Source organism: Citrobacter sp. MGH106, from assembly GCF_001037495.1.
In the GTDB taxonomy this organism is placed as follows: Bacteria; Pseudomonadota; Gammaproteobacteria; order Enterobacterales; family Enterobacteriaceae; genus Citrobacter; species Citrobacter murliniae.
In genome coordinates this window covers 846,204-859,276 of sequence record NZ_KQ089822.1, presented here as the reverse complement: position 1 = coordinate 859,276, position 13,073 = coordinate 846,204, and the positions used below count along the sequence as shown (strand labels likewise).

Sequence of the window (13,073 nt, the reverse complement as noted above, 5' to 3'; positions counted from 1 at the left end):
TTCCGCCCGGCGTAAAGGGTTAGTCGAAAATACCGCAGTTCAGCGCATGAGACATGAGTAGTGCTTTGTCATGGGCAGGGTTCAGCGTCAACAATAGCGTCAGTGTCTGCTGGCAAGCCTCACGATTATCCAGGCCAAGGTAGCCCAACGCTTCGATAAACAAGCAGTGCTGCTGATGCCGGATAACAGGGCTGGCGTCCAGCGCCACCAAATCCGGTAACGAGACGGCAAAGAAATCGGTTTCCGGTACATTCTCACGATGCTGTTCCACCCAATCGAGGAAGCTCTGGAAGTGGGCATCTGCCTGCAGTCGTTCACCGCTTGCCCGCATCGCCATCCCCTGCCAGAACAAATAGTCAGCAGGCTGGTCGTTGTAGTAACGCCCCGCGCTCAAACCTGAATCGCCCTGCATCGCGCGAGCCAGCGCTTTACAGGCTAACTCGCACTCGCCCCGTCGCTGGTGACAATAACCCAGCAGATACCAGATATCGTTATCCGTCTGACCAGGTAATCGGCCTTCGCCCAGATTGAGTGGATAACACAAGGCCTGCTGAAGCAGGTCAATCGCCTGACCGTCCTGATCCTGGCGAATAGCATCCAGAGCACGGTGTATTTGATTCAGCAAATACTGGCCGGTAATTTTCCCTTCCCCCCCCTCCCACGGATGAAACTCCCGCTCACGAAGCACCTCGGCCGCCGATGCGTAGAGGTTCAGGCCGTTCCACAGACTCAGTAACTCAGCCGTGAGGTCGTCGCGTTTTAGCACCACATTGCGGCGTGGCGCCAACAGAGCCAAACGCGATTCCAAACTTTGCCCCTGCTGTTTATTGAGGTAATCCAGCTCAAACAGGAAACGCGCGTTATCGGGCTCCAGCGCCACGGCACGCTGTAAATACTGGCTCGCCACCTTCGCATTTTGCTGTTTGTTCCAGGCGTAGATCCCCAGCAGGCGATGCACCGGCGCAAAATCAGGCTGTAATGCGAGTGTTTCCTGCCAGCACGCAATGGCATCATCATAACGGCGTTTGCTGTACCAGAAGCAGCCCAGCAGATAACGTGCAAATGCACTCTGCGGCAAAGATTGCAGCATCACCACTTCGTCGAGAGTATTCGGGAAACGTACCCGGTTGGTAAAACAGCGCTGCGCATTGTGCAGGTATGGCTGCGGATTATCACTGAGCGCAGCGAGCCAAAGCATCGGCAGGGCTTCCTGGCTATCGAGTAGCACCAGTAGCGCACGCGCCTCCGTTTTGTTACCCAACGACACCAGCCACCCCGCCAGCGCACTGGCGTTAATTCCGCGTCGACCGGTAATGGCGATAAACGCATCACGATCGGCAGTCGCACCGCTAATAGCCCAGCGAGCGTAATGTAAAACATAGCTCAGTGGATGTGTTTTCAGCGCCTCGTGAATATAGGTCAGTGCGGTTTGCGTATCCTGCACGGTTGCCAACGCTAACGCTTTCAGCCCCATCGCCAGATTATTGCCGCCGTTGAATTGCAGGCTTAACTCCACTTTTTTCAGCGCGTCGCCAGCATCACCGCGCTTTATTGCTAACCGCGCCAGCGAGTAAAACGCCGCATCACGGCAGTTTCCACTCCAGGTCGCTTTATAATAGTGATCCCAGGCACGAGTTTCTTCGCCCTGACGCTCCAACGCTGCGCCCAGCAGCAGACTAGCTTCACCATCGCGCGGATTCTTATTCAATTTATGCGCCCGAGCCAGCGCTGATTCAGCACAATACTGAGCCAGCGCCCAGTCAGCGCGGTTCAACGCCAAATTACCCAGAGCCACATTATTGCGATAATCCCGCGCGTCCAGAGCAATTGCCCGGCGATAGTAATCTTCTGCATAGCGGCTGGCATGGTTGTACTGCTCAATATGCTGGCCGATAAAATAGAGTTCTTCGGTATTATCTAACGCTTCTGGCTGTTTCGGCGCACTCGCGGCGGACGGTAGCGGTGTTTCTTCCGGGATATGTTCTTCGTACTGCAACAGCGTTTGACCGTCCTTCGTAAATATTGTCATCGTCAAGCGCTGCGACCAGCACTCATCCAACGTTTCCTGCCAACTCTGCCCCGGCTCCAGTGTTACGTGGGCCGTCCACAGTATTTGCTGCGCATCACGAATTTCTACACGTACATCGTGAAGCGGTGCAACAGCATATAGCCCAACCGACAGATGTGGCTCGTTACGCTCAAGACGCATCACCAGTTGATCGCTGGCATTCTGTACCGCGGTTAATTCGCTATACGGCAGGAAGTTTTGAACGAAAACTTTCTCTTCATAGGGTGCAAGCCAGGTGAAATCAGGCTGATTGTCCGTAAAGACGCCGGTCATCAGTTCGATGTAGGGGCCATTTTCATCGGTTAGCTGACGATCCCAGGCCTGACCAAATTCACCGTATCCCCACGTCCACTGTTTTTTCCCCGGTGAAATATGGTGATCCGCTACATGTAATAACCCGCCGCGTTCACCGTGATGCCAGGCACCGACGAAATCGTAGTCTGACTTTTCAGCCATGTAGGAAGTCGGTACCGGGACATTTTTGTAGCGAGAGATATCAACACCCGCCGAATAATCGACTTTGTAGTAAGTGCCTGTGGCAATTGGAAAGGCCGACACATCACGCTTCCCGTGATCGAACACCGCCGTGACGTCCGGCGGGAACACGCTTTGATGATCATCGCCGCCTTTCACCGCCGGGTTAGACCACCACAAGAAATGGCGTGGCGTGGCATTGCCGTTAAAGACTTTACCGGTTATCTCTACCAGCGCACGGTCTGGATACAGCGTGAAGCCTGCCATTAGTTGCAGGCCACGCATCGGTTCCACTTCCCCCATCCACACCGTTTGCTCGCCATGTTCACCGGCCTGAATAGTGAAATCAACGGGCATGAACGTAGTTGGGCGATGGTGCTGCGGCCAGTTAAATTCGATCCCACCGGAGATCCACGGCCCCAGCAACCCCACCAGCGCAGGTTTGATCACATCGTTGTAGTAGACGAAATCCCGCTGTTTAACTTTGTCCCAGGCGCGATGAATACGCCCACCCAACTCTGGCAAGAGCAGAATGCGAATGAAATCGTTCTCCATCCAGATGCCCTTATATTCACGCATTTCGCGCTCGCCGGTCAGCGTATCAATCACGCCATAGGGATACACAGCACCGGATGAGCCCTGGTAAACGCGTTTTTCAAGGAACATCGGGTTTTCGTCTTCTTTGCCCGTTGTCCACGTCGGCAACGTCAGCGTCTCCTGCCAGACCTTAACCACTCCGTACATAACCATTCTCCAGTAAACAAAACACAGTGAAATACGATAGGATGGCAGTGTAGAGGAGTTATTTTTCGGTAAATTGCGTGATGCTCACGCATTACTATTAACAAGGTTTAGTAACATGCAGACAGCTGGACTAAATAATCAGACGGTCAGGCAACATAATCGTCGGGCGATTATGGCGCTGATTTGGCGCCATAAGCGTTTGAGCAAATCGCAGCTTGCCACGCATACCGGGCTATCCATTCCAGCGATCAGTAAAATCCTTGATGAACTGGTTGGCGAGGAAAAACTCAGCCACTCCAGTGAAAATCTCAGTTCACGAGGGATTAACAGCGGGCATTATCAAATCCCCAACGACGGCCCGTTGATCCTGTGTATGAACGTCACCCCAACCAATATAGAAAGCCAATTGATTGATGCACAGATGACGCCCATCGGCGATTTTCTGCATACCGAGGTCAATGCCCCTACACCGGAAGCGCTACTTTCCGCTATTGAACTGCTATGGCGACAGCAGCAGAAATGCTGGCCCGGAAGGCATATCAATCTCGCACTGGGGGTGCATGGTCAGGTGGATCCTGATACCGGCGTGTCACAAACCATGCCACAAGCACCGTGGAAAAAACCGGTCGAAATTAAGTACCTGCTGGAAGAAAAGCTACGTGTTTCGGTGCGGGTAGATAACGACTGCATTATGCTGGCGTTGGCGGAAAAGTGGCAAAATAGCAGTAACCGCCAGGATTTCTGTATCGTCAACGTCGATTACGGTATCGGATCGTCTTTCGTTATCAACGGGCAAATTTATCGCGGGATGCTCAACGGCAGCGGGCAAATCGGCCACACCATTTTCGATCGTGATGGCATCGCTTGTGACTGTGGGCGCTATGGCTGTCTGGAAACCGTGGCGTCGCTTTCGGCGCTGAAAAAACAGGCGCGAATCTGGTTGAAGTCGTGCCCTACCTCAACGGGAATCGCCCCGGAAGCCATAACCAGTCGTCAGTTGATCGACGCCTGGCACAGTGGTGACGAGCAAGTTGCTCAGTGGGTAGAGCAAGCGGCCAATGCTGTAGGGATAACTCTCTATAACCTTCTGAATATTCTTAATATTAATCAAATATGGTTTTATGGTCGCAGTTGTGAATTTGGTGAAAAATGGCTGCACACCATCTACCGTCAAATCGGTTTCACCCCCTTTGACCACGGAGATGCCGTGCGTACCCGCCAAACGCAAATTGGTTTTGGCAACCTGACCCGGCAGCAGCAAATCACCGGCATCGGCTATCTCTTTGTTGAAGCCGCGCTGGCACAAGCCTAATGGCGTTTCCATCACCAATGGTGGGGTAAAAAATAGCTCACCGTAAAATACGATTAGTAATCTTTGTTTACTGAAATATATATCTCGGCGCAAAGTCCGCCTGCACTTGTTGCTCTACGCTACCTCCAGAAAGTTGAAGTTCATTGTCGTTAAATCCGATCATTTATTCAATTCAGGGGAACTCAGATGGAGTTAACCAGTTCAAGCAGTGAAGCGGCTGTAGATAAAAAACAATATCCACGAGATAAAGTCTCGTGGACTACCGCGATTTCTTATGGCATGGGAAGCTATGGCGCGAACGTGATGTACGCGTTTATCGCTATATATTTGATGCTTTATTACACCGACAGTTTTGGTATCAAGGCCGCCGCCGTTGGATTGCTTTTTTTAGTTGCCAGGCTCGTTGATGGCGCCACCGATATTGCACTTGGTATTCTGGTCGATAATACCCATACAAAAATGGGTAAATTTAGACCGTGGATCCTCGTAGGCAGTATTTTAGTTTCACTCACCACTGTTGCTTGTTTTTTAAGCCCCGATTTATCTGAAGCTGGTAAATTAGTTTACGCCTACGCCACATACATTTTATGGAGTATTTGCTTTGCTGTGATTGATATACCTTATTGGTCACTATCTGCGGCGATCACCCAAGACCCCACCGAACGTACAAAAGTTATTACCATTCCGAGAACTATTGCGACCTTTGGTTTTCTGACAGTCAGCGCCTCAACGCTCTGGCTGGTGAAATATGTGGGCAGTTGGTGGGGCGTTTCGTTAATATTTAGCGCCATCTTTTTGATCTGTATGCTTATTACTTTCTTTGGGGTAAAAGAAAAACATACTGTTCCACGCAAAGAAAGACAAAGTTTTAAAGGTTTCTGGACGCTGTTAAAACAAAACAAACCGTTACGCTATTTGTTGATCGGTATGTTTATGCTGGAACTGATCGGTATTCTGCGCGGTACATTCCAGTTATACTTCTTTATTTATAATTTAGATGCAGAAGTCGCGCTGGCCGCATTTTTGACAGTATCGCAGGTCGCACAAGTTTTGGGCGCTATTGCCTCACCATTTATTTCGGCAAAAATAGGGAAAAAGAATACCGCTATTTATAGCAGTTTCTTAATGTCACTATCCTGCATGGGGTTATTTTTCTTCCAGACGAATATTTCAATAATATTTATCATCGGAACGCTAGCACCTTTCTTTGGCGGCGTTGGGCAAATCGCTCTTTATTCAATGGTAGCCGACTGTGTTGAGTATGGTGAATGGGTGAGCGGTAACCGCTCTGAAGGTATGGTTTTTTCACTCAATATATTTAAAACCAAACTCTCCGGTGCAATTGGTGGAGCGATTGGCGGCTTTTGTTTATCCTGGGCGGGTTATGTTCCGCATGTTGTTCAGTCGTCACAAACCGCCTTATGGATTGGTTTATTCTTCACTTTGATACCTGGTATTTTGACGCTGATAAGTTTGATTCCGCTGGCAAAATACGAAATTACCGAAAAGCGCTTTTTTGAAATTCTCGACGATATCCACAGCCGAAATAAAAATCAGCAGGAAGTAACTCAATGATTAACTGGAATGAAAAAACGCAGACTTTTCATCTGCAAAACGACAGCATTAGCTATGTGTTAGCTATCGCCCACAATCGCTATCTGACCCACTGCTACTGGGGTAAACGGCTGGCTACGTGGAGCCAGGGCTATGATTACCCGGCGTTAGATCGTTCCTCTTTTTCGCCAACACCCGCCGAATGGCCAGACAGAACATTCTCTCTGGATACCGTATTGCAGGAATACCCAGGGCACGGCGCAGGCGATTACCGGGAACCGGCCTTCGAAGTTCGCTATGCCGATGGTCACCAGGTCAGCAACCTGTATTATGTTACACACCGAATTATGACTGGGAAACCGGGTTTACAGGGGCTGCCCGCGACGTGGGTTGAACATGATAACGAGGCGGAAACACTGATCGTCACGCTCGCCGATCCGGTAACGCATTTGCAAGTAGATCTGAGCTACACGATTTTCCGCCAGCATGCGGTAATCGCCCGCTCGGCGGTATTTACCAACCAGGCGCAGCAGCCATTGCGGTTACTCCGGGCATTAAGCTGCGGCGTTGATCTGCCGGATAACCGCTGGCAGCAAATTCAATTTCCTGGCGCATGGGCACGCGAACGTCAATGGCATCGTCAGCCATTGAATCCCGGCATTAATGTGCTCGACAGCAAGCGCGGCGCCAGCAGTACGCATCAACAACCGTTTATTGGTCTGGTACGTCCGGAAACCACAGAGATGCAGGGCGAAGCCTGCGGTATTCATCTGGTGTATAGCGGTAACTTTACCGCCCGCACCGAAGTCGACGCTTATCGCCAGACTCGCCTGCTGCTAGGTATTAATCCACATGGTTTTGGCTGGCAGTTATCACCCGGAGAACAATTCCAAACGCCGGAAGCGGTGCTGGCATGGTCGGATCTCGGGCTTAACGGCCTGTCGCAGACGCTACATTGTCTGTATCGCGACAACCTGGCGCGCGGCCCACACCGCCACCAACCGCGGCCGATTCTCGCCAATAACTGGGAGTCGACCTACTTCGACTTTAATGAGCAGAAACTGTTGAAATTCGCCGCCAATGCGAAAGCGCTTGGCGTCGAGCTATTGATGCTGGATGACGGTTGGTTCGGTGAACGTAATGGGGATACCTCATCGCTGGGCGACTGGTTCGTCAACACCCAGAAATTCCCCGATGGACTACGACCGCTGATTGACCGCGTTCATGCCATGGAGATGAAATTCGGTTTGTGGTTCGAACCGGAGATGATTTCACGACGCAGCGAACTGTTCAGCCAACATCCGGACTGGGTACTTAACGCGGTGGGACAGCCACTGTCCGAAGGGCGTAACCAATACATTCTGGATCTTGGACGCAAAGAAGTACGTGACAATATTCTCACCCAGATGAGCACGTTTCTTGCCGAGCATCCCGTCGATTACATCAAGTGGGATATGAATCGCAATATGACTGAGGTCGGCTCCAGCACAGCGATGGTAGCCTGTCAGCAGGAAACCGCTCACCGTTATATTCGCGGCGTTTATGCTCTGCTTGAGGCGTTAACCACTCGTTTCCCACACATTTTATTTGAATGCTGCGCTGGCGGCGGCGGGCGCTTTGACCCAGGGATGCTTTATTACATGCCGCAGGCATGGGTTAGCGACAATACAGATGCAGCCTCACGCGTTCATATCCAGTATTCAACCAGCCTGCTTTATCCGCCGATAATGCAATGTGCCCACGTTTCCGAAGTGCCAAATCATCAGATGGGCCGCAGTACCACCATGGATATGCGCGGCGCGGTGGCAATGAGCGGAAACTACGGCCTGATGCTGGATTTAATGCGCAGCGATAGTGAACGTGATGAGGCGGTAAAACAGCAAATCGCCTTCTATAAGCAGCATCGTCCGTTGTTGCAGTTCGGCACGTTCTGGCGGCTGATCAGCCCGTGGGAAAACCCCGATTTCGCGTCCTGGATGTTTGTCGCACCGGATCAAAGCGAAGCGCTAGTAATGGCTTTCTCGTTGGTAAGCCAGGCTTCTGCGCCGCTTCGTTTACTGCGTCTGGCGGGTCTGACAGCAGATGCTCGCTACCGTATTGATGATACGGAAAATGTCATAGGCGGCGACGAGTTACTGTATCGCGGGATGTGGATTGACCCACCACTCAGCCGCGACTACACCAGCCGGATCTGGCATCTGACGCGCTTGTAAGTCTGTAAATGAAGGGGGAGGACACCCCCTTCCACTCATACACAATTACTCTATTCTTCGTCATGAAGAAGGATTTCCTCATGTCTAAAAACAATAACTTCCCTCTGTTCAGCCTTATTAGTGCCACGCTTGTTTCACCCTTTTTTATTTCGTCCGCACAGGCCGCGGGATTTTGGGATGACTCGCATTTAACCGGCGGAATTTATTATTCCCAACGCTACCGTGATAAGCGCGATATGACCCCGGGTAGTGCAAATTATGGCGACTATGTTGAAGATCTTCATCACGGTACATTTAACGCCAACCTTGACTTCATTTCCGGTTATGCCGCTGATTTTATTGGTTTCGACATCGCAGGATTTGCAGCAGAAAACCTGGCAACCGGCAACGCCGCTCACCCGAATGAAATTAGCCTTAGCTCCGCCAACCAACGCTGGGGGGAAGACTGGTCCGGAGATAAAGGAGGTTTTAACCTGTATAAGGCCGCGTTGAAATTAAAATATGATGATTACTGGGTGCGCTCCGGTTATATCCAACCTTCCGGGCAAACATTATTAGCTGTTCACTGGGGTTTTGTTCCCGGTGCGTATCAAGGGAGCGAAGTCGGCGGTTCCTGGGATTTCGGTAAATATGGCGCATTGTCCAGCTCCTATTTATGGTCGGATAAATATAAAGCCCCGTGGTATACCGAAATGTATGAATTCCGTGCTGCCGATAATAAAACCAAAATTGATTACGTTCAGGCATTGGGGGTGAAGTACGACTTCAAAAATAACCTGCTGCTGGAAGCCTCGTGGGCACAGGCCGAAGGCTTTATGGATCAATACATGGGGAAAATATCTTACAACTTCCCGGTGGCGGGCAATATGCTACGCACCAGTTATCAGTTCTATGGTGCAAAAGACAAAGTCGGTGACGGTACACCGGGGGCTTACGGCGCAATCAACGATGAATACTCTGGTCTCGCATGGCTACAAGGGATAACGCTCGGTTATACCGTCGACACACTCGACTTCCGTCTGGAGGCGCAAACGGTAAAAGCCGAAGGTAACCAGGGCTTCTTCCTGCAACGTATTACGCCAGCCTATGCCAGTTCCAACGGTCGTTTGGATATCTGGTGGGATGCGGCCTCTGACTTTGATGCCAACGGTGAAACCTCCGCTTTCGCGGCAGTCACCTACGATCTGAAAAATTACGATCTGCCTGGCTGGGCCGTCGGCGTCGGCTACGCCTATGGCTGGAACGCGAAACCCTGCACCTCGTGTACCGTTAACGGCGAGTTAGCCGATCAAAGCCAGCGTATTGATGAATCGGCCTGGACGCTCAATATCGCCCACACCGTACAAACCGGCCGCCTGAAAGGCACATTGTTTAACCTCCACTACATCAACTACGACAATCACGGTAATAATCCGAACTACGGTAACGGCTACAACAATATGTTCCAGGATGAAATTGATATCAAATTCAACGTGATTGCGCCGTTCACCATCTTCTAATCCTCTGTTCAAAGCGAGAATGCGATGAATAAACAACTGAAATGGTCCGGGCTGCTGCTGGCAGCCCTCTTCCCCTACGCCCAGGCGGCGCAGTTCAGCCAGCAGGGTAATGAAGTCACTGTCAGTCACGGTGATTACACGCTGCGCTATGATCTCCACAGCGGTAAGGGTGATTTGCTGTGGCGCAGCACGCCACTCATCAAGCAATTTCACAGTGAAGCCCAACTGCAAAACCCGGCGCAGACGCTGAATAGCCAGCATGCCACACAGCGTACATCGCAATGGCAAACCGTTAACGATAAACGCTGGGGTGAGGGACATAAGCTAGTACTCACCAGCCATTTAGCCGGAGGGCGAACGCTGACCACCGATTTTTGGTTTTTCGATAATCGCCCCTGGTTGCTCAGTGATATCCGCGTTTTTGCGCCAACACCGCTGACGGTCAGCAAACTCACGCCAATTGCCGCAGCCTTTGCGGATATCGGTATCGGCAGCGATAAACGCATCTATACCACGCCCTACACCAATAATTTTGATTTCGGTGTCGCGCCGGTTAATCAGTTCGGGCTAAGCCAGAATGGCACTGACCGCTTCGCCAACCCACAAGAGCCGATGGTGAAATTTAATGGCATCAGCCATTGGGTTACAGCATTGCTGGATAACCAGAATCGCCACGGTCTGGTGGCCGGGGCAGCAACGGTACAAAAATGGAAAAGTAGCCAGCAATTGGGTGAGGCAACACGCGCTAATGCGCCGCTCAGCCACTTTGTACTGTACAACTGGGGCGGTGAACAGCAGGGTAAACAGGTTGACTCCGATCTGTTCTTTATTGGCTACTTTACCGACTACCGCGATGGACTGGAAACCTACGGTAAGGTTTATAACGACGGCGAGCCAGGTATGCGCTGGCAAGGTTCTGTACCGGTAGGCTTTAACGCCTTTTATTCCCACGATAGCTATGGTAAAGCGCGCGATATGTACGCTATGACCGACTATATCGCTCAGCACCTAAAACCACTAGGTTATAAATACGTCAACATGGACGGCGGCTTCCAGCCAGACGGTTATCCGCAAGGAATGACCACCTTCACCAATCTCGTGCATCAGAAGGGGCTCAAAGCCGGTGGCTATCTGACGCCGTTCTCCATCTACGAAAACTGGCTGGATCTCCCGGTTGATAAGACCGGCTACACTCACCGCGACGCCTGCCTGAAAGACAGCAACGGCAAGTTAATTAAAACCTATCTTGGCAGCTATGCGCTGGATATGTCGCACCCGGCAGCGCAGTACATCGTGCGGCGTAACATCAAAAACTATGTCGATTGGGGCTTTGATTATATCAAGCTCGACTTCCTCGACATGGGGCTTTACGAGGGGCAGCATCACGATCCAGCGGTAAATGGTATTCAGAACTATCGTCTCGGGATGCAGATCATGCGTGACGAAGTGCTCAACGCGAAGCGGCAGATTTTCCTTGATGCGTCAATCTCTCCGCTATTGCCTGCGGCCTTTACTCAGGGACGGCGCACTGCTTGCGATACCTCACTGGGCGTCGCTGATTACAGCGGCGTTGAACGCCAGGCTTTCAATAGTGCGCTGTCATGGTGGAGTAACGGTACGCTGTATCGTTACAACGATGCCGATATGTTTATGCCGGAACAGCTCCTGCAAGGCGACGCACGTTCCGGGCAACGGGCGGCACTTCGCCTGGCGACCGCCGTGGCTATGGATGGCGGTCATTGGCTGGCGGGCGACAACCTGCCGTTTATTGATGAAGACCGCAGCACGTGGCTGGAAAATAAGTCCCTGCTAGCGTTAGCAACCAGCGGCATTTCGGCTCGCCCTCTCTCTCTGAGCAATGTCTATCATCAAGCCGAACATAGCCCGGACGTGCTAGTTCAGCGTGCCGCCGACAACAGCACCTACGTCTCTTTCACCAACTGGAGCACTCAGGAGAAAACATGGCAACTTTCCGCCGCGGAATTGGGGCTTAAAGGAAATACGCCGTGGCAGGTCACCAGTCTGTACGATGGCCTTCGCTGGCTGCAGAAAACGGCCAATATTAACTATCGGCTTGCGGCGGGCAACACGGCGATACTGCATTTTACCCACGGCGAATTACCGCCAGTACAGCCGCCACTCAATCTGGCGCAAGGGCTGGCCCTGAAGCCTGGAGAAAATAGTTTCACGCTGACATTCCCTCAACCAACGCGGATTAATCAGCTGGTTATTCAGGAACCGGCTCCGTTTGCCATGCGTAATTACACGTTGTCATGGCATGACGGATCTCGCTGGCAACCTTTAACCCGAGGTTATCTATTGGGCGATAACCGCACCTTCAATTTCCCGGAGATAAATGCCAGCCAGTTTCGGCTGAGCTATCTCGATAACAAAGGCAATGTGCAAACGCCAACGATTAAAGCTTACAACGCAGCCACATCCTTACCCGCGATGCGGATCGTCAGTGACAACCCACAGTCAGGGGAAAAACGCTTCGATCTTCAGGGACCGAATCAACTAATGCAGACCTTTAGCCTTGATCATAACGATCTGCCGAAGATCGACTTCTGGCTGTTTGAAAACTACGTCAACGCCGTACCAGGAGATAATTTCCGGATCCAGATAGTTCAGCTCGATGCCCACAATAACCCAGAGAAAACGCTATTTAGCGCCGCGTTACCGCCGTTCAACCTACCCGCGCAGCCTGCGATTTATTCTCTCTGGCCACGATTGACCGGCCTGGATACGCAAAAACGCTACGGGTTTATTTTCAGTTCACAGGATTCTGCGGCGAGTGATGCGGTAGGCACGAACAGCTACGGAACATTAACCAGCAACAAGGCACACTATTCGGGCGGCAAACTTCGACACTCCTCCGACGGCGGTAAAAATTGGCAGGACTCACCAGAAAACACACTGCTCTTTACCCTTTATAGTCATGAAAATAACGATAAGGATACTCAATGAAAATACTCATGGTGGTATTCACTGCCCTCTTTCTGGCTGGTTGTGCCAGTACGGCATCGAAGCCACAACCGCAGTCCCATGATGAAACAATCTCTCCCATGGCGTACCAGGAATGCATTCAGGCAGCAATGACCGGCAACGGCCAGGCCAGTAATGAAAAGTGCGATGAGATACTGAAAGCATCGCGCTAAATACGCTACAGAAAGGCGGTTTAACGGCCACCTTTCTTTTCACTTCGAAGG

At 51.4% G+C, this 13,073-nt stretch carries 7 protein-coding genes; 6 read left to right on the top strand and 1 reads right to left on the bottom strand.

Translation table 11 applies throughout. The features are described 5' to 3' along the window. Window positions 1-19: 19 nt before the first annotated feature. Window positions 20-3,286: a DUF5107 domain-containing protein gene (locus tag SK36_RS03930; protein ID WP_048220811.1), complete on the bottom strand. Its 3,267-nt coding sequence runs from the start codon at window positions 3,284-3,286 to the stop codon at window positions 20-22. Between the two features lie 115 nt (window positions 3,287-3,401). Between SK36_RS03930 and SK36_RS03925 the strand changes: the two genes are divergently transcribed. The 6 genes from SK36_RS03925 (at window position 3,402) to SK36_RS03900 (ending at window position 13,022) form a co-directional block, all read left to right on the top strand. Next, a complete protein-coding gene (locus tag SK36_RS03925) occupies window positions 3,402-4,598 on the top strand; it encodes an ROK family transcriptional regulator (protein ID WP_048220810.1) in 1,197 nt (398 codons plus the stop codon). 186 nt (window positions 4,599-4,784) lie between these two features. Next, entirely contained in the window at window positions 4,785-6,173 is a 1,389-nt protein-coding gene (locus SK36_RS03920) for an MFS transporter (protein WP_048220809.1), read from the top strand. Continuing rightward, window positions 6,170-8,365 (top strand): alpha-galactosidase, encoded by a 2,196-nt coding sequence (locus SK36_RS03915; RefSeq protein WP_048220808.1) that lies wholly within the window; start codon window positions 6,170-6,172, stop codon window positions 8,363-8,365. Before SK36_RS03920 ends, SK36_RS03915 begins: the two co-directional genes overlap by 4 nt. Window positions 8,366-8,445: 80 nt before the next feature. After that, complete coding sequence (locus SK36_RS03910; protein WP_048220807.1) at window positions 8,446-9,864, top strand: OprD family outer membrane porin; 1,419 nt, start codon at window positions 8,446-8,448, stop codon at window positions 9,862-9,864. 24 nt (window positions 9,865-9,888) lie between these two features. Further along, window positions 9,889-12,831, top strand: a complete 2,943-nt coding sequence (locus SK36_RS03905) for an alpha-amylase family protein (RefSeq protein WP_048220806.1) — start codon at window positions 9,889-9,891, stop codon at window positions 12,829-12,831. Continuing rightward, window positions 12,828-13,022 (top strand): ChiQ/YbfN family lipoprotein, encoded by a 195-nt coding sequence (locus SK36_RS03900; RefSeq protein ID WP_048220805.1) that lies wholly within the window; start codon window positions 12,828-12,830, stop codon window positions 13,020-13,022. The genes SK36_RS03905 and SK36_RS03900 overlap by 4 nt, the downstream gene beginning before the upstream one ends. Window positions 13,023-13,073: the final 51 nt, after the last annotated feature.

What these genes read in the sequence shown, in the direction of transcription:
- SK36_RS03930 (WP_048220811.1), bottom strand. Translation starts at nt 3,286, where the DNA reads ATGTACGGAGTGGTTAAGGTCTGGCAGGAGACGCTGACGTTGCCGACG.
- SK36_RS03925 (WP_048220810.1), top strand. Translation starts at nt 3,402, where the DNA reads ATGCAGACAGCTGGACTAAATAATCAGACGGTCAGGCAACATAATCGT.
- SK36_RS03920 (WP_048220809.1), top strand. Translation starts at nt 4,785, where the DNA reads ATGGAGTTAACCAGTTCAAGCAGTGAAGCGGCTGTAGATAAAAAACAA.
- SK36_RS03915 (WP_048220808.1), top strand. Translation starts at nt 6,170, where the DNA reads ATGATTAACTGGAATGAAAAAACGCAGACTTTTCATCTGCAAAACGAC.
- SK36_RS03910 (WP_048220807.1), top strand. Translation starts at nt 8,446, where the DNA reads ATGTCTAAAAACAATAACTTCCCTCTGTTCAGCCTTATTAGTGCCACG.
- SK36_RS03905 (WP_048220806.1), top strand. Translation starts at nt 9,889, where the DNA reads ATGAATAAACAACTGAAATGGTCCGGGCTGCTGCTGGCAGCCCTCTTC.
- SK36_RS03900 (WP_048220805.1), top strand. Translation starts at nt 12,828, where the DNA reads ATGAAAATACTCATGGTGGTATTCACTGCCCTCTTTCTGGCTGGTTGT.